The sequence below is a fragment of the Gordonia sp. w5E2 genome (assembly GCF_036540975.1).
In the GTDB taxonomy this organism is placed as follows: domain Bacteria; phylum Actinomycetota; class Actinomycetes; order Mycobacteriales; family Mycobacteriaceae; genus Gordonia; species Gordonia jacobaea.
Genome location: NZ_CP144213.1, coordinates 1,128,158 through 1,144,727 on the forward strand (window position 1 = coordinate 1,128,158; position 16,570 = coordinate 1,144,727).

General features: G+C 66.2%; 16 protein-coding genes and 1 tRNA gene. 9 read left to right on the forward strand and 8 right to left on the reverse strand.

The features are described from left to right. The 3 genes from RND64_RS05195 to RND64_RS05205 form a co-directional block, all read right to left on the reverse strand. A complete protein-coding gene (locus RND64_RS05195) occupies nt 1–1,050 on the reverse strand; it encodes a 2-aminoethylphosphonate ABC transporter substrate-binding protein (RefSeq protein WP_270483273.1) in 1,050 nt (349 codons plus the stop codon). Between the two features lie 114 nt (nt 1,051–1,164). Next, complete coding sequence (locus RND64_RS05200) at nt 1,165–1,848, reverse strand: phosphonatase-like hydrolase (protein WP_270483271.1); 684 nt, start codon at nt 1,846–1,848, stop codon at nt 1,165–1,167. A 28-nt stretch (nt 1,849–1,876) separates the two neighbouring features. Continuing rightward, nucleotides 1,877–3,031: a TIGR03364 family FAD-dependent oxidoreductase gene (locus RND64_RS05205; RefSeq protein WP_270483270.1), complete on the reverse strand. Its 1,155-nt coding sequence runs from the start codon at nt 3,029–3,031 to the stop codon at nt 1,877–1,879. Between the two features lie 98 nt (nt 3,032–3,129). Between RND64_RS05205 and RND64_RS05210 the strand changes: the two genes are divergently transcribed. Together RND64_RS05210 and RND64_RS05215 are read left to right on the forward strand one after the other, a co-directional pair. Beyond that, the gene (locus tag RND64_RS05210) at nt 3,130–3,663 is read left to right on the forward strand and encodes an HD family phosphohydrolase (protein ID WP_270483268.1); all 534 of its coding nucleotides are present in this window, start codon (nt 3,130–3,132) and stop codon (nt 3,661–3,663) included. Continuing rightward, nucleotides 3,660–4,367, forward strand: a complete 708-nt coding sequence (locus tag RND64_RS05215; RefSeq protein ID WP_414651972.1) for a GntR family transcriptional regulator — start codon at nt 3,660–3,662, stop codon at nt 4,365–4,367. The genes RND64_RS05210 and RND64_RS05215 overlap by 4 nt, the downstream gene beginning before the upstream one ends. Nucleotides 4,368–4,543: 176 nt before the next feature. Here RND64_RS05215 and RND64_RS05220 read toward each other — a convergent pair whose 3' ends face one another. From RND64_RS05220 to RND64_RS05230, 3 genes are all read right to left on the reverse strand, one after another. Next, complete coding sequence (locus RND64_RS05220) at nt 4,544–6,169, reverse strand: PucR family transcriptional regulator (protein WP_270483264.1); 1,626 nt, start codon at nt 6,167–6,169, stop codon at nt 4,544–4,546. A 105-nt stretch (nt 6,170–6,274) separates the two neighbouring features. Continuing rightward, the gene (locus tag RND64_RS05225; RefSeq protein ID WP_049697873.1) at nt 6,275–8,446 is read right to left on the reverse strand and encodes a glutamine synthetase III family protein; all 2,172 of its coding nucleotides are present in this window, start codon (nt 8,444–8,446) and stop codon (nt 6,275–6,277) included. A 185-nt stretch (nt 8,447–8,631) separates the two neighbouring features. Beyond that, complete coding sequence (locus RND64_RS05230) at nt 8,632–9,861, reverse strand: FUSC family protein (protein ID WP_270483262.1); 1,230 nt, start codon at nt 9,859–9,861, stop codon at nt 8,632–8,634. Nucleotides 9,862–9,922: 61 nt separating this feature from the next. Here RND64_RS05230 and RND64_RS05235 point away from each other — a divergent pair, with 61 nt between their 5' ends. The 3 genes from RND64_RS05235 (at nt 9,923) to RND64_RS05245 (ending at nt 12,024) form a co-directional block, all read left to right on the forward strand. Beyond that, complete coding sequence (locus RND64_RS05235) at nt 9,923–10,432, forward strand: MarR family winged helix-turn-helix transcriptional regulator (RefSeq protein WP_064870092.1); 510 nt, start codon at nt 9,923–9,925, stop codon at nt 10,430–10,432. 95 nt (nt 10,433–10,527) lie between these two features. After that, nucleotides 10,528–10,959 (forward strand): SRPBCC family protein, encoded by a 432-nt coding sequence (locus RND64_RS05240; RefSeq protein WP_049698080.1) that lies wholly within the window; start codon nt 10,528–10,530, stop codon nt 10,957–10,959. Between the two features lie 120 nt (nt 10,960–11,079). Then, entirely contained in the window at nt 11,080–12,024 is a 945-nt protein-coding gene (locus RND64_RS05245) for a hypothetical protein (protein WP_270483260.1), read from the forward strand. A 142-nt stretch (nt 12,025–12,166) separates the two neighbouring features. Here RND64_RS05245 and RND64_RS05250 read toward each other — a convergent pair. Next, nucleotides 12,167–12,239 (reverse strand) — tRNA-Arg (locus RND64_RS05250). 132 nt (nt 12,240–12,371) lie between these two features. Between RND64_RS05250 and RND64_RS05255 the strand changes: the two genes are divergently transcribed. Both RND64_RS05255 and cobF read left to right on the forward strand, forming a co-directional pair. Then, complete coding sequence (locus RND64_RS05255; protein WP_270483241.1) at nt 12,372–13,187, forward strand: SDR family oxidoreductase; 816 nt, start codon at nt 12,372–12,374, stop codon at nt 13,185–13,187. 7 nt (nt 13,188–13,194) lie between these two features. Next, nucleotides 13,195–13,953 carry a precorrin-6A synthase (deacetylating) gene (gene cobF / locus RND64_RS05260; RefSeq protein ID WP_270483240.1) on the forward strand — a complete coding sequence of 253 codons (759 nt, stop codon included), beginning with the start codon at nt 13,195–13,197 and terminating at the stop codon, nt 13,951–13,953. Between the two features lie 96 nt (nt 13,954–14,049). Here the strand turns inward: cobF and RND64_RS05265 are convergent, their stop codons facing one another. After that, nucleotides 14,050–14,790: a 3'(2'),5'-bisphosphate nucleotidase CysQ gene (locus tag RND64_RS05265; RefSeq protein ID WP_064870046.1), complete on the reverse strand. Its 741-nt coding sequence runs from the start codon at nt 14,788–14,790 to the stop codon at nt 14,050–14,052. 25 nt (nt 14,791–14,815) lie between these two features. Between RND64_RS05265 and RND64_RS05270 the strand changes: the two genes are divergently transcribed. Then, nucleotides 14,816–15,706, forward strand: a complete 891-nt coding sequence (locus RND64_RS05270) for a DNA-formamidopyrimidine glycosylase family protein (RefSeq protein WP_049697880.1) — start codon at nt 14,816–14,818, stop codon at nt 15,704–15,706. Then, on the forward strand, nt 15,703–16,563 hold the full coding sequence (locus RND64_RS05275) for an SAM-dependent methyltransferase (protein WP_270483239.1): 861 nt from the start codon (nt 15,703–15,705) through the stop codon (nt 16,561–16,563). Before RND64_RS05270 ends, RND64_RS05275 begins: the two co-directional genes overlap by 4 nt. The last annotated feature ends 7 nt before the right edge of the window (nt 16,564–16,570 follow it).

Sequence of the window (16,570 nt, forward strand, 5' to 3'; positions counted from 1 at the left end):
TCAGTTACCGGTTGCCTTCTGATATGCGGCGACGTCGGCGTCGAGCGTGGAGAGCACCGACTTCCAGTCCGGATGCCAGATCGTCACGCCTTGGATTGTCTGTGCGGGGCTCGGCGACGTGGTGGGCGCGGCGACGTCGGTGCGAACGGAGACGCCGAGAGCGTCGGTGCCGACCGTGTTCTGTACGTCCTTCGAGAGCAGGAACGTGAGCAGCTTCTTGGCGTCGTCGGCGTGCGGTGCTCCCTTGGTGATTCCCGCGAAGTACGGCAGCGACACCGTGGTTCGCGACCCGTCGGGCATCGCGGGGAAGAACAGGTCGAACTTCGAGCCGTCGTCGCGGATGGATGCGAGGTTCATCTGCACGTCACCGTTGGCGACGAGGAGTTCGCCGTTGCTCACCTTCGGCTGCAGCTTTCCGGTCGAGCTCGACGGCCCGACGTTGTTGGCCTGCAACTTGCCGAGGTAGTCGAGCGCACCCTGCTTGCCCATCAGATGTTGCAGGAGCAGGAGTACCGCGGTGCCGTCGCCTGCCTGGCCGGGCGTCGAATACTGGATCTTGCCCTTGAAACGAGAGTCGAGAAGGTCATTCCACGACGCGGGCGCAGGCTGTGCGGACGGGTTGCGGATGAATGACAGATAGTTGTCGACGATGCCGACGTAGTTGCCGCCGACGGCAGACGGATCGACGCCGGTGGTGTCGACGCCCGGTGCCGTGAGAAGTCCGTCGGCGTCGGCCTTCTGGATGAACGGGGGCAGCGTGACGAGCAGGTCGGCCTGCGGGTTGGACTGCTCCTTCTGCACGCGCGAGACGACCTCGCCCGAGCCGGCCTCGACGATGTTGACCGAAATGCCGGTCTGGTCTTTGAATTTCGCGAACTCGCTCTTGTACCAGGTGCCGAGTCCGTCTGCGGTGTAGACGGTCAAGGTCTTGCCGCCGTTGGAGTCCGACGACCCCGTACCGCCGCAGGCCGCGGTCAGCGTGACCGCTGCGACGGTCGCGGCAAGAGCGACGGCTCGCATCGAGGTGCGGGTAAGACGTGAAATGCGCATGAGAGAACCCCCTGTGGGTGATGACGTGGGCGTGGCGGATGGCGCTGTGCCGCGCCGATGCAGCACAACGGATGTGGATGGATGGTGTAGTTCTGGGTGGTGTCGAACGGGTGATCAGTTGCCGAACAATGCTGCGGCGGCGCCGATGTCGGCGACGACATCGGTCGCGCCTGCAGCGCGGAGGGTGTCTTCGTCATGTGCGCCGGTCAGTACGCCCGCGACGATGCCCGCGCCTGCGCGCACGCCGCTGGTGATGTCGTTGGCGGTGTCACCGACGACCGCGACCTGACGCACATCGTCGATGCGCAGTGTGATGAGGGCGGAGAGGATCATGTCGGGAAAAGGCCTGCCGCGCAGAGTTTCCGACGGCGCGATGACGAGGTCGGCGAGGTCGTGCCAGCCGAGTGAGTCGATGAGTAGTTTCTGAGTGTTCGCGCTGAAGCCAGTGGTCAGCGCGACCTTGATGCCCGAGTCGCGCAGTTGTGAAATGGCCTGTGCCGCGCCGTCGATCGGGGTGGCACCGCCGTCGGCGATCTGTGCGTCGTAGGCCTTCTCGAAGGCTGCATTGGCCGCCTGGGCGCGTGCTTCGTCGCCATCGACGAGGTGCCGGAAGACGGTGATCTTGGATTGTCCCATCGTGTCGACGACGTATTGCCTCACCTCGTCGTGGCCGGGGCCGTCGGTGGGTAGGCCTGCGGCTGCTGCTGCCGCGTCGAACGCGGCGAGTACCGAGCCGCCGTCGGCGACCGTCGTGCCTGCCATGTCGAGGACTGCGAGTGTGATCGGGTTGTCGGACAAGGTATTTCCCTTCGGGTGTGGCGTGTGTTCAGAGGTTCATGAGGTCTGCGGTGTCGTCACCGATGGCGGGGCCGAGCGTCATTCCACGCCCACCCGGGCCGGTGACGACCCAGACGCCGGGCGAGACCTCGTTGCGGTAGACCAGTTCTGAGGAGTCGAGGCACTGCGAGTAGACACCTGCCCAGCGTCGTGCGATGGGCGGAAGGCGTCGGCCGAGCAGGTTCTCGACGACCGAAACGAGGTGCTGGTAGGGGTCTTCGGTGACGTCGAAGCCGAAGACGTCGGCATCGTCGCCGTCGGCGGTCCGGTCGTAGGCGTGGGTGTCGCCGATCGTCAGCCCGCCGTCGAGACGTTGCACGCACAGCAGTTGCATGTGGTGTTCAGCAGCGACCGGCGACTGCGACTGCACGCGGCCGAGGTGGTCGAGCGCCTCGCCTGCGAATGCGGGGTAGTAGCGGAAGCTGTCGCCGTCGGCGATCGCGGTGGTGAGCTGCTCATCGAACGGCGCGGTCTGCATCATCTGCAGCCGGACACGTCGTACCGGTGGTTTCTCGCCGACCAGTTCGCGTAGCAGACCCGAGTGCGCGGCGCCGGTGCACACGACGACGGCGTCGCCGCGATGGGTGGCACCGGTGTCGTCGGTGACCTCGACCGTGCCCGACGTCGACGTCACCGACCGCACCTCACGCCCGCCGAGATACTCGAAACGTCCGGTGGTGGAGAGGAACCCGCGCAACGCGGGGAGTGCGACACGAGATTCGACGGCTCCGTCGCGTGCGCAGTGCAGACCGGCGACGTAGGTGCCCTGCAGTGCGGGATTGATCGCGCGCACGTCGGAGGGGTCGAGGAGTGTGAACTCGCGTTGGGCGGAATCACTTTGTGCGAGAGTCTCTTCCGCGACGGCGAGCTCAGCAGCGGTGCGGACGAGTGTGATCGAGCCGCACGGCCGGAAGCCGATACCGGGAACGTCGGCTCCGATCTTCTCCCAGAGGTCACGTGAGCGCTGCGCCGCCGGGAGTTCGTCCGCCGAACGTCCGGACACCCAGACGAGCCCGAAGTTTCGGACTGTAGCGCCGCGCGCCTCACGCTCTCGTTCGAGCAACATCACCGCGTGTCCGCGCTCGATGGCGGCACGCGCATGCGACGTACCGAGGATTCCGCCTCCGATGATGATCACCTTCATGCGAACCAGTCTGCTGGTTTGGTCTAGACCAATAAAGGTCCTTTCGGAGAACTCTGGGTTAACTCTTGGTCTAGACCAAATTGGGTACAGTGAATCTCATGTGTGTGGATGTGGTTGCTGAGGTCGAGGACGTGCTGCGCTCGTTGCGCGGAGTCTGGGACGAAGAGGCCGTCGACGAGCTCGATCACGCGCTGCAGGCGGGCCGCAATGCCGTGGTGGCAGGCGCGGATGACGAATTGGTGCTCGCCGCTGTGCTCCACGACGTCGGGCACAGTCGCCTCGTCGAGTCCACTGCTCGCCACGACGACGATGCGCGGGCCTGGCTGACTCCTCGATTCGGCGAACGTGTCGGATGGCTTGCGGGTTCGCATGTCGCGGCGAAGAAGTGGCTGGCGGCTCACGATCCGGCCTACGCAGATGGGCTGACCGCGACATCGGTCGCCTCGCTCGCGGAGCAGGGAGGCGCCGGCGATCTCGGTGCGGAGTGGACACGGCACCCGTGGTGGCCAGACGCCCTCGCACTGCGCCGATTCGACGACGCCGCAAAGATTCCCGGGGCTTCGGCACTGTCGATCGACGAGGTCGTGGTGGTGGCTCGGCGTGTGCTCGACGTCGAGCGGGGTGGCCACTGATGGCGCCCGAAACTCAGCCGAAGTACGTGCGGGTGCGGACTGAACTCGAGCACGTCCTAGCCGATCTCGAAGAGGGCGACTCGGTGCCATCCGAACGCGTGCTGTCCGAACGTTTTTCGGTTGCGCGCGAGACGGTGCGGCAGGCGTTGCAGGAACTACTCGTCGAGGGCCGGATCGAACGGCGCGGGCGCGGAACGGTCGTGTCGGCGCCAAAGATGGTGCAGCCGTTGTCGTTGAAGTCCTACACCGAGGGAGCGCGCCAGTTCGGCCGGGTACCCAGCCGTATCATGGTGACATTCGCCGACGCCGTACCCGACGAATCCGTCTGCGCAGGTTTGGGTTTGGCGCCTGGTTCGACCGTGATGCACCTTGAACGCGTGCTGCTCGCCGACGGCCAGAAGCTCGGGCTGGAGAGTACGTTTCTCCCGAAAGAGAGATTCGGGCACTTCTACGAGACCTTCGATCCGGAGACGTCGCTGTACACCGCGATCCGTGCCGAGGGCGTCACGTTCGCCAGCGCCGAGGAGCGGATCGAGACGGCACTGCCGAGCCCGCGGCAGGCCCAGCTACTCGAAACGTCGACCGCCATGCCGATGCTGTTGCTGCGCAGGCGATCTTTCGACGCCGCCGGCCTGCCCGTCGAGGTGGTGTGGTCGCTCTTCCGCGGCGACCGCATCGCCTTCGAGGCCACGCTGCGGGAGTGAGCGATGCGGGGCGAGTGGTTTCGACTCGGCTGCTCGCTGCGCTCGCGGCCGGCTCAACCAGCGGAAGGGTCGAGCGATTTCCCGCTGGTCGAGCTTGTCGAGACCACCCTCGCGTGGGTGTGTGGTTTCGACTCGGCTGCTCGCTGCGCTCGCGGCTGGCTCAACCAGCGGGGCACTCAGCCGGCGGGCCGCGGGACCCGGAGCGTCAGCGCGACGACGAGGCGGGTCGTCGGGTCTTCGAGGTCCATGCCGGTCAGCTCCTGGACGCGACGAATGCGGTAGCGCAACGTGTTCGGATGGATGTGCAGCGCGGCGGAGGCCGCGCGGACGTCGCCGAAATGGTCGAGATAGGCGCGCAGTGACGGTGTGAGTTCACTTCCCGACGTTTCGTCGCGCGCCGCGAGGTCGAGGACGCGGGCGTCGATCAGCTCTGGGTTCTCTTCGATCAGCGCGACGATCTCGCCGAGCAGCACTCCCGTCGTCGATGCCGCGACCGTCGTGACGGGCTCAATCAGATCCGATTCACGTTGTGCCGCATCGAGAACTCGATCGGTCTGGGTCCGCAACGTCGGCGCCGACCCGAGTCCGGCGGCGGGCCCCGCGACCACGGCACGCGCATCCACTCCGAACTGTCGACGCGCCGCCGCAACCGCCGAGCGGGCCCACGCGACCGTTGCGTCCTGATCGGCACCGGGAAGCACGACGTAGGCTCGTGGTCCAAGCGTCGACGTCACCGACAGTGGGCTGAATGCGCTGGCGTGCAACGTCAATGCGGAGATCATCGCGGGTGTAGGTGCGGAAACCGACGCTCTCGACGGATCGGCGAGCAGCCCGCCGAACGCGACCACCAACAGGTCCGTACCAGGCGAGATGCCCAATTGATTACCGAGGAACTCCGAGTCGATCGTCTCGCCGCGCGCTCCGAGAAGCCTGCGTACCAGTTCGTCGTGCCCGCTGCCCGCGCTGCGTCGTCGAGAAATGATGCGCGCTGCGACAGCGGCGGCACCCGCGAGAATGTCGGAGGTGTTGTCGGCGAACCGATCTCGCCCTTCCTGCAACCAGATCGCGCCGAGGTAGTCGCCGATTCCCTGCTCGTGCGGAGATCGGATCGAGATCGCCAGCCGCGGGCGCAACCCGAGTTCGCTGCGTTCCTCGACGGACACGAGTGTCTCGGTGGTGCGCAGCGCATCCAGCACGCCCCACTGGCGTAACCAGGCGAGCATCTCCGGTGGTCCCTCGCGGCCGAGGATCGACAAACGTCGAAGCTCGTCGGCTTCGTCGCCGGCGCTGCTGTAGGCGAGCACATGGGAACGCGCGTCCTCGATGCTGACGAGCCCACCGGTGCGGCGCGCGACCTCTGCGGCGAGTTCGAAGAGGTCGCCGATGCTGCCCGCCTGCATGGATTCGGCTCCGGGCGGTGCCGACGACGCATCCAGCACCCGCAGGACGAGTCGGTAGATGCGTTCCCACCGAGCGTGCGGATCGACGTCGATGACCGCGACGGAATGTTCGGCGATGCGTGAGATGGCCTCGGCAGACGGCGATTTGAGCATCACCGCGACGGGCATCTGCGCTCCGAACCCGTCGAGCCAACCGACAACGTCGTCGGCGTCGACCCCGACCATCAGGAACAGATCCGCGTCGCGGGCCGATGTGTGTAGCGGCAGGCGCAGGTCGTCGGGGTCGATGAGCGCGACCGAGTCGATCACGACGTCGAGGCCTCGCGGTGCGGCAGCCAGTGACGCCAGCGTCGCGTCGAGTGCGAGCAACAGCCGCCCCACACCGACACCGGATTCATCCATATCGACAAAGATACCGACCTAGCCTGGCCGATCAGCCAAGAAGTTCGTGAAATGCGACGTGCCCGCCGGAAGATATCCCGGCGGGCACGCTGCGTGGTGTTCGCGTCAGAGAATGGTCAGCATCTCGTTGTACGTCGGAAGCGGCCACAGATCGTCGGCGACGACTCCCTCGAGCGCGTCGGAGACGTCGCGCACGCCGTTCATCGCGGGGATCAGCGACTTCAGCGCGTACTCCGACTCCTCCTCGACGGTCTCGCCGTGGAAGCCCTCGATAGCGGACTCGAGCGTATCCATGGCGGCGTTGAGCTCGCTGACCTTGCCGGTCATGGTGCCCAGCGCCGGGGTCTCCATCTCGATGCCCGCAGCCTTGAGGCTGGCCGCGGTGCTCGCGAGTTCGCCCATGTAACGCGTTGCCGCGGGCAGGATCATCGTCTTGGCGATCTCGAGTGTCTCCTTGGCCTCAACCAGCAGGGCCAGCGAATACTGTTCGAGCACAACGTCTTTACGTGCCTCGAGCTCGCGCTCGGACAGGATTCCGTACTTGCTGAACACCTCCTTGATCTCCGGGAGGTCGTACTGCTCCATCGCGTCGACGGTGGTGCGGAGGTTCAGCAGACCGCGCGACGCGGCCTCTTCCTGCCACTCGTCGGAGTAGCCGTTGCCGTTGAAGACCACCTTGCCGTGCTCGGTGATGATGCCCTCGAGCAGTTTCTGCACTGCGGCGTGGAACTCGGTTCCCGCAGCGATCTCCTTGTCGAGGAAGTCGGCGACGTACTCGAGCGAATCGGCGAGCATCGCGTTGATGGCGATCATCGGGTCGGCGATCGACTGGTTGGAGCCGGGCGCGCGGAACTCGAAACGGTTGCCGGTGAAGGCGAACGGGCTGGTGCGGTTGCGGTCGCCGGCGTCGGCCTTGAACGGCGGCAGCGTGTCGACGCCGAGTTCGATGACGCCCGACGTCTTGCTCTCCTTGGCACCACCCTTCGCGATCTGGTCGAAGATGTCGGAGAGCTGCTCGCCGAGGAAGATCGAGATGATCGCGGGCGGCGCCTCGTTGGCGCCCAGGCGGTGATCGTTCGACGCCGAGGCGATCGAGGCACGCAGCAGCCCGCCGTACTTGTGTACGCCGCGGATGATCGCCGCGCAGAAGACGAGGAACTGCTCGTTCTCGTGCGGGGTGTCGCCGGGGTTGAGCAGGTTGCCCTGGTTCGAATTGCCCATCGAGAAGTTGACGTGCTTGCCCGAGCCATTGACTCCGGCGAACGGCTTCTCATGCAGCAACGCGATCATGCCGTAGCGCTCTGCGACCTTCTTGATGGTGGTCATCATGAGCTGCTGGTGGTCGTGGGCGATGTTCGAGCGCTCGAAGACCGGGGCGATCTCGAACTGTCCCGGTGCGACCTCGTTGTGGCGGGTCTTGGCCGGGATGGCCTGCTTGAACAGTTCGCGGTCGAGTTCGATCATAAACGCGAGCACACGGTCGGGGATCGCCCCGAAGTAGTGATCGTCGAACTCCTGGCCCTTCGACGGCTTGGCGCCGAACAGCGTGCGGTTCGTCGTCATCAGGTCGGGGCGGGCGAAGTAGAAGTGGCGGTCGATCAGGAAGTACTCCTGCTCGGGGCCCGCGTACGAGACGACGGTGTCGACGTCCTCGTGGCCGAACAGTCGCAGCACGCGCATCGCCTGCTTGCTCATGGCCTGCTGGCTGCGCAGCAGCGGCACCTTCTTGTCGAGGGCCTCGCCGGTCCACGAGATGAAGATCGTCGGGATGCACAGCGTGTTGCCGTTGGGGTTCTCCAGGATGTACGCCGGGCTGGTGACGTCCCATCCCGTGTAACCGCGGGCCTCGAAGGTGCCGCGCAGGCCGCCGTTGGGGAAGCTCGACGCGTCGGGCTCGCCCTGCAGCAGCGTCTTACCTGCGAATTCGGCGAGCGAACCGTCGGCGCCGTCGGGTTCGAGGAAGGAGTCGTGCTTCTCGGCGGTGAATCCGGTCAGCGGGTAGAAGACGTGCGCGTAATGCGACGCACCCTTCTCGATGGCCCAGTCCTTCATCGCGGAAGCTACGTAGTCGGCGAGGGTCGGGTCGAGTGGAACGCCCTTGTCGATGGTTGCAGCGACAGCCTTGAAGACGTGCTTGGGCAGGCGGGTCTTCATCGCCGAGAGGGTGAAGACGTTGCGGCCGAAGGTGTCTGCCAGGGGCTCGGGGAAGCCGTCGCATTCCATCTCATACGTGGTCACGGCCTCAATGGCCTGACGGCGGGACATGCTGCCACTCATACATAAACTCCTGGGTCGGCTCTCCGGTTGCGACGCGTGTGCGCCTGTCGTGGCCGGGTGGCCCCGAAGAGTGAGTGTCGTTGGTTCAAGCAAAACGACGCTATGAGCACCACGTACCCAGGTCATTGCCTCCATGTGACGCTCGTGAAAACACGCTTCACAATGGCGCGGAAGCCGTCAGGTTGCTAGCTGCGCGAACGATTCGGCGCCGAGTTCGGTTGGGACAGCTCGGTGTCGGAGTTCTCCGGCGCAGGTGCGTTCGCGGCGTGCCCACGCAGCGCCGCGATGTCGTGTCCACGGACCGCCAGGGTGGCCACGACGATCCCGACCACGATCCCGATCGCGGTGTCGAGAACGCGATCGACGGCCGCCTCGGGACTCAAACCCGCGCTGAGGCCGGTGAGCAGGAGTGCCATGGGTGTCACCGCGAGTGAGCAGAGTGCGTAGTTGACGGTCGAGAGGATCTCGGCGAGGACCTGGAATATGACGATTCCCGCGACCGCGCCCCAATATCCCAGCGGCACCGCGAGGAGTATTCCCGCGATCACCGCGCCGCCCAGATTGCCCAGTAGTCGCTGGACTCCGCGTCGAACAGTGAGGTGATACTCGACGCCCTGCATCGCCGCGACCGCACCCATCGCGGCCCACATCGGGTGATCGAGATGGACGGCGACGGCGATCGTTGCCGCGATCGCCGCAGCGATGGCGATGTGGATCGCGGTGACGGCGAGGTGCTTACGATGCGCGGGGGCCTGTCCGCCCGCGAGGGTGACCCAGATCGATTCACGTTGCGCTGGAGCGGTTTTCGACGCGTCGTCGTGTGTTCTCGATTTCGGGAGTCGCGACCTGAGTAGCTCGACGAACCACGGCGCCAAAGCGATGAGGATGCCGATCACGGCGCCGATCGCCGAGGCGAGCGTCGCGCGGCCGATGTCGGCTGCACTGTGTGCGTACCCTGCTGCGCCGGTCGCGGCGAAGACGAAGATGACGGCGCCCGGTCCGACAATGCGCAGCGCCGACACGACGTAGCACGCGATCCCGGCCAGCACGGCGGTCACGACGATCTCGGTGACGATGGAGTTCGCGTAAATGCCCATCGTCGCGCCGACCGCGATGACCGCGGTGACCCCGACGCCGAGCGCGATCAGTCGGGGAGCGCGGACGGGGTAGGGGTCGGGTCGGCAGAACGCCGAGACAAGCGCGCCGAGTGCCGCGAGTCCAGCGAGGTCGCGGAGGCCGAGTAGTGCGCCGACGACGAGGACAACGCCCACGGCCACGCCGACCCGCAGTGGGGCGGCAACGCTGGTCCGGCTGAAGTCGAGTCGCAGGGCGTCGCGCCAGGTGGTCGGACTCACGACGTGCTGCAGGGCTGCGCCGCGGACACGGACGTGCGGGGTGATCAGGGAGCTCTGCATTCAACTAATTTATCACTGTTTTACTAGTGAAGTAAATGAAGGGGCTAGTTATGATCGTCACGTGACCGACATTCCCGACGCCCGAGCGAGCCGTGACCTGGTCGACCGGATCGAAGCGGAATGGGCACGGTCGTATCCGCATCTCGACATCGAGCCGATCGGCATTCTCGGTCGGATTCAGCGCATCGCGACGGTCTCGAACCACCGGCTCGACCGCAAGCTGGAGGCACACGGGATCGGACGGTCGGAGTTCGATGTCCTCAGCGCTCTGGCTAGGTCGGATCGCCCACTGCGTGCCAGTGAGGTGGTGTCGACGACCATGCTCAGCGGAGCGTCGATCACCAAGATCAGCGAGGCGCTCTCGCGACGCGGACTGCTTGCGCGACGAAAGTCCGAGCGCGACGGCAGGGTGGTGCTGCTGGAACTGACCGAGGAGGGACGAGCACTGGTCGACGCCGAACTCCCCAACAGACTCGCCGACGACGCCGACGTCCTCTCCCCGCTGAGCGCCAACGAACGCGCACAACTCGTCGATCTTCTGCGACGGATCTCGGCGGACCTGGGCGAGTGAGGCGCGACCCGATTGTCGACGTCGACAACGGGTAATGGAACATTGTCCGTAGTTGCGTCCACCGCCGTCTCGGCGGAACAACACGAGGAGTGCAGATGCCAGGGGTGAGCCACAGCGCGGTGATCGATGTGCCACGTCAAAGGGTGTTCGACTACGTCAACGACTACAACAACGTGCCCGGCTACATGTTCGGGATCACTCGCTTCGATCCGACCACCGACCACACGTCCGGTCTCGGCGCGACGTTCAACGCCGAGATGAGCGTGGGGCCGAAGGTGCTCAAGTCCACGGTCGAGACCAAGGAATGGGTCGACGGTGAGCTGATCGCCCTCGTGTCCGTCGACGGCTTTCCCGCGAACACGACCTGGCGATTCGCCGACGCCGACGGTGGAACGAAGGTCGAGGTGGAGTTCCAGTACAAACTGCCCGGCGGACTCAGCGGGCGTGCGCTCGGTGCCATTCTCGAGCCGTTTGTCGGCCAGGCGATCAAGCAGACCGACAACAACCTGCGGTCGCAGCTCGTCTGACGCCTCGGGCTCCGAGTTGCGTGGGACCCTCGGGGGCATTTTTGTACCCGTATGTCCCACACAACTTTGGCCTGTGGATAGATTTTCGGCGTCGCGTCGGATGTGCGACATCCTGAGCGGGTGCGATCCGACGAGGGGTGGCTGGCGCTCGCGCACCGGCAGGAGAACATCGCGACACGTGCGCAGCTCGCTGAGGCAGGCGTCGACAAGCGAACCGTGCGGCGGCGAGTCGGCCGCGGTGAGTGGAAGGCATTCGGTCCGCGGGTTCTGATGCTCGCTCCGGGTGCTCCGAGCGAGTCGCAGCGCGTCTGGATCGGTGCGCTACACCCCTGTGGCACAACAGCTCTAGCGGGTCGCGCTGCGCTGGCGGTGCACGGGTTGAAGGGCTGGGAGGATGGGCCGGTCGTGTTCCTCGTCGGAGCAGACGATCGCAGCGCGCGGAGGGCACCTGACGGAATCGACTACGTCCGTACCCGCCACGACCTGACCTCGCTCTCCGTGCAACGCGCGGGTATGACGACGCTGCGGATCGAGCCCGCCACCCTCACATTGGCTTCGGCGCTCAATGCTGGTGCGTGGGGTGAGCATGCATCGGCGCGGTCAGCCGGCGGTCTTCTCTCCGCAGTGGTGCAGCAGCGACTGACCACGGCCGAGGCTCTGCTCTCCTGGTGCGACAAGCTGCCGCGGCTGCGCCATAAGCCTCTGCTGCGCGGATTCCTCGACGACATCGCGGGCGGCTCGGAGTCGATGGCCGAAATCGACCTGGTCACGATGTGCCGTGACTTCTCCCTGCAAGCGCCCGTGCGTCAGCGTCCTCGCACCGACAGCGATGGTCGACGCCGCTACACCGATGGCGAATGGGATCTGCCCGACGGGTCGACGGTGGTGCTCGAAGTCGACGGCTCGTTTCACAGGGACCACTCGTCGTGGGAGGACGCTCTACGTCGCCAGCGCCGATTGTCTACTCCCGGCCGCCGTCAGCTGCGTTGTACCGCCGTGGAATTGCGCACGGAGCCCGAAGAAGTGGTCAAAGATCTCCTGGCCGCCGGAGTGCCGCGGATCTGAGGTGAGGCGTCGAGTTGCGTGGGATCCTCGGGGGCATTTTTGTACCCGTGTGTCCCACGCAACCATTTGGTGCGCCCGCGTGAATCTCTCTTTAGCCACACAGTGGGCGCACACCGGCCGGAGGCCGGCAAGGATGTCAGTGTGCCCCCGGCAGGAATCGAACCTGCGACACCCGCTTTAGGAGAGCGGTGCTCTATCCACTGAGCTACGAGGGCGGGTCGTGAAGACCGACGGAGGCAGTCTACGTGACGGGCCGATCCGCGATCGGAGCGGGAGTCGTTGCGTCAGGGCGGGGTCGGCTTAGTGCTTCTGATCTCGCGGGCGCAGCGAGACGATACGGTGAAGCGGTGACACCATCTCAGCTCACCGTCCTCGTGACCGGCGCGACCAGTGGAATCGGCGAAGAGGTGGCGCGGCAGTTCGCCTCCGCGGGCCATCGAGTCTTCGGCACCAGTCGACACCCCGACAAGGTGGCCGATCCGATTCCCGGCGTGACCTATGTACGTCTCGACAACTCCGACTACGAGAGCGCGACGGAGTGTGCCCGTGAGGTCGGCGACGTCGACATCCTCATCAACAATGCGGGAGAATCGCAGGCAGGCGCGCTCGAGGACACGCCGATCGGTGCTGTTGAAGATCTGTTTCGTGTCAACGTGTTCGGACCGGTCGCGCTGACCAAGGCCGTGCTCCCGGGGATGCGTGAGCGGCGTCGGGGAACTGTTGTGATGGTCGGATCGATGCTGTCGAGTTTCCCGGTGGCATTCCGATCCAACTATGCCGCAACGAAATCCGCGCTGAAGGCGTATGCGTTCGCGACCCGACGTGAGGTCGCGCCGTACGGGATTCGGATGATCAGCGTCGAACCGGGAACGATCGCCACCGGCATCGGCGATCGGCGCAGCATCTACATCGGTGAGAACTCGCCCTACCGTGACGAGTATGAAACCCTCGCGGCCGCAACGCGACACAACGAAGAAGAGGGCATTAGTGGGGCGGAGATGGCGGCGGTCATCGTCGACGCCGCACTCGCCGAGCATCCGAAGCCGTTCTACGCCAAGGGAAATTCGGCGGGACTCGTATTCGCGTTGCGACGCCTGCTGCCACGCCAGTTCATCCTCGACATGACCGCCCGCAAACACGGTCTGCGGCGCGTGAAGATCTGATTCGACGATGCGGATAACGTTGCGGATCATCGGGATCGGTCCCGGTGATCCACGGCAGATCACGCTCCAGGCGATCGAAGCGATCTCCGACGTCGAGGTATTCGTCGCGCTGGAGAAGGGGAGTGCGAAGACGGGGCTGCTCGACGCCCGCAAAGAGATCCTTGCGAGCCATGCCAATTCGTCGCACCGGCTCATCGAGATCGCTGACCCACCGCGTGATCGCACGCCGGCCGACTACGACGCCGAGGTGCGGCGCTGGCACGCGGCGCGAGCCGAGCTGATCGCTTCCGCGCTGCGTGATGAACTGCCCGACGGGGGTGTCGCGGCGTTCCTTGTCTGGGGCGACCCGGCGCTCTACGACAGCACTCTGCGCATCGTCGACGATCTGTCGGACCGCCCCGACCTGACCCTCGACGTCGAGGTCATTCCGGGCGTGACGAGCGCGAGTGCGCTGACCGCCGCGCACGGAATCGTTGCCAACCGGATCGGCGAACCCATCCACATCACCACGGGCCGTCGGCTCGCCGACACGCCGTCTGGCGTCGACTCCAACCAGATCGTGATGCTCGACGCCGACCTCGCGTTCCGGCAGACCGCAGACCCCGACGATCACATCTGGTGGGGCGCCTATTTGGGTACCGCGGACGAGATCTTGATCAGCGGCCGGGTGGGCGACGTGGGTGAGCGCATCGCCGCGGAGCGCGCTGCCGCCCGCGAGCGCGTGGGCTGGATCATGGACATCTACCTGCTGCGCAAACAGCGCTGAGCGGGCTGGGGTGGGGTGGTCTCGACACGCCGCTCGTTCCTCGCGGCTGCTCGACCAGCGGGAAGGCTGCGCAAACAGCGCTGAGCGGGCGGGTTGTCACCAGATCCGGGCGAGGACGCCGAGTAGGTCGTCGGCGATCTCGGATCGGCAGATGACGAAGTCGGGCATGTACGGGCGCGGGCGGTTGTAGACGATGGGCGAGCCGTCGAGGCGGCTGCAGTGCAGCCCCGCGGCGAGCGCGACGCCGACCGGGGCGCAGTTGTCCCATTCGTACTGGCCGCCCGAGTGCACGTATGCGTCGACGTCGCCGCGGACCACGGCCATCGCCTTGGCACCCGCCGACCCGATCTCGACCGGCGCCAGACCGAGCGCGCGCGATACCGCGGCCACCTCATACGTTCCGCCCCAACGGGATACGGCCATGCGATGTCGTAGCGGTCCGCTCGTGGGTTCGACGGTGTCGGTGCGAAACAGCTCGCCGGTCGCGGGCAGCGAGACCGCCGCCGCTGTCACCACGCCGGACTCGGTGAGCGCGACGTGAACTGCCCAGTCGGCAGTGCCGGAAGCGAACTCGCGCGTGCCGTCGAGCGGGTCGATGATCCAGACGCGATCGGCTTTCGCGCGGTCGCCGACGTCGTCGGCTTCTTCCGAGAGCACAGCGTCGGAGCCGCGATGTCGGCGCAGCACGTTGCCGATCCACGCCTGGGCCATCGCGTCGCCGAGGTCGCCGAGTTGTCGACCACCCAGCAACTGCCCCGAGCGCACTCCGACGAGGATCTCGCCTGCGCCGTCCGCGATCCGAGCGGCGAGCTCGGCGTCGGAATGTGCGGAGATCATGCACTTACTAGAGCACACTGGAGGCATGCCTGAGCTGCCTGAGGTCGCCGCCATCGCCGATTACGTCGACGAGCACGCTGCCGGCTTCCCGATCCGACGCGTCGACGTCGCGTCGCTGTCGGTACTCAAAACAGCAGATCCGCCGTACACCGCGCTGATCGGGCGCATCGTCGACTCCGCGTCGCGAATCGGTAAATACCTCGTCATCACGACGATTCCCGGCAGCGCCGAACAGGTCGACGAACCGACGATCAGCCTGGTCATCCACCTGTCGCGCGCGGGGTGGCTGCGCTGGAGTGAGGATCTCTCGCCGCGACCGCTACGCCCCGGCGGCAAGAGTCCGATCGCGCTGCGCGTCCACTGCGGGCTACCCGGAGAGGGCTTCGACGTCACCGAGGCCGGCACCCAGAAGCGGCTGGCCGTCTGGGTGGTGCGGGATGTGTCCGACGTCGAGCGCATCGCCTCGCTCGGACCCGACGCGATGGGCGTCACGCGCGACGAACTCGCCGAGATCCTGCACGGCACGTCGGGCCGAATCAAGAACGTCCTGACCGATCAGCGGGTGATCGCCGGGATCGGAAATGCCTACTCCGACGAGATCCTGCACACCGCAAAGCTTTCGCCGTTCGCGTCGTCGAAAACACTGTCCGACGCCCAGATCGACACACTCTACGAGTCGATGCGGGGCGTACTCACCGATGCGACCGGGCGGCTCGAAGGTCTCGGCGTCGCAAAACTGAAGTCGGAGAAGCGAACCGGGCTGCGGGTGCACGCTCGCACCGGGATGCCGTGTCCGGTGTGTGGCGACACGATCCGAGAGGTCAGCTTTACCGACCGATCGTTCCAGTACTGCCCGACGTGCCAGACCGGCGGGAAGGTGCTCGCGGACCGTCGAATGTCACGGCTGCTCAAGTGACGGACGCCCAGTCGGCGCGAGGAGACGCCCAGTCGGCGCGAGGAAGCGCCCAGTCGGCAGCACGAGGCGCCCGGTCGGCAGCGCTGGCCACGCGGCTGCGGGCTGCCGGCTGTGTGTTCGCGGCGGAGGAGGCGGCCATCCTCGTCGACGCCGCGCGCGACGTCGAGCAGCTGGAAGAGATGACCGCTCGGCGTTGTGCGGGTGAGCCGCTAGAGCATGTGGTGGGGAAGGTCCGGTTCGGGTCGATCGACCTGCACGTGGGGCCGGGGGTGTTCATCCCTCGACAGCGCTCGCTGTTGCTCGCGCAGGTCGCTGCGGAGGTACTGCGCCGACGTCACGTCGAGCACCCCGTGGTCGTCGAGGCGTTCTGCGGAGTCGCGCCGATAGCGGCGGCGGTGGCGGAAGCGGCGATCGGCGCGCGCATCCACGTCGTCGACGTCGACGCGAAAGCTCTGGACTACGCGCGCCGCAACCTGCCCGCCGGTGCGCACGCCCACCTCGGTGACGGACTGTCGACGTTGCCGCCGCGGTTGCTCGGCGCGGTCGACGTGATCGCGGCCGTACCGCCCTATATCCCCGACGGCGCCGTCGAGCTCCTACCGCACGAGACCGAATACGAACCACGGACTGCGCTTCTCGGCGGCAGCGACGGACTCGACCACATTCGACCGCTGGTCGGTGTCGCCCCCGAGTGGCTCGCCGACGGTGGCGCGCTGCTGATGGAGATGAACACCGCGCAGGCAGGGCAGATCCTCGCCGAGCGCAGTGACGACTGGGCCGACGCCGACCGGATCGTCGGCGACGACGGTCAGACCGCGGTGGTGCGTCTCGTTCGACGCTCCCGCGCGCAGGGGTAGGTTGTCC

Bases quoted from the DNA above. Each gene is read 5' to 3' on its own strand.
- RND64_RS05195 (WP_270483273.1), bottom strand. From the start codon at position 1,050: ATGCGCATTTCACGTCTTACCCGCACCTCGATGCGAGCCGTCGCTCTT.
- RND64_RS05205 (WP_270483270.1), bottom strand. From the start codon at position 3,031: ATGAAGGTGATCATCATCGGAGGCGGAATCCTCGGTACGTCGCATGCG.
- RND64_RS05210 (WP_270483268.1), top strand. From the start codon at position 3,130: ATGTGTGTGGATGTGGTTGCTGAGGTCGAGGACGTGCTGCGCTCGTTG.
- RND64_RS05220 (WP_270483264.1), bottom strand. From the start codon at position 6,169: ATGGATGAATCCGGTGTCGGTGTGGGGCGGCTGTTGCTCGCACTCGAC.
- RND64_RS05225 (WP_049697873.1), bottom strand. From the start codon at position 8,446: ATGAGTGGCAGCATGTCCCGCCGTCAGGCCATTGAGGCCGTGACCACG.
- RND64_RS05230 (WP_270483262.1), bottom strand. From the start codon at position 9,861: ATGCAGAGCTCCCTGATCACCCCGCACGTCCGTGTCCGCGGCGCAGCC.
- RND64_RS05240 (WP_049698080.1), top strand. From the start codon at position 10,528: ATGCCAGGGGTGAGCCACAGCGCGGTGATCGATGTGCCACGTCAAAGG.
- cobF (WP_270483240.1), top strand. From the start codon at position 13,195: ATGCGGATAACGTTGCGGATCATCGGGATCGGTCCCGGTGATCCACGG.
- RND64_RS05265 (WP_064870046.1), bottom strand. From the start codon at position 14,790: ATGATCTCCGCACATTCCGACGCCGAGCTCGCCGCTCGGATCGCGGAC.
- RND64_RS05270 (WP_049697880.1), top strand. From the start codon at position 14,816: ATGCCTGAGCTGCCTGAGGTCGCCGCCATCGCCGATTACGTCGACGAG.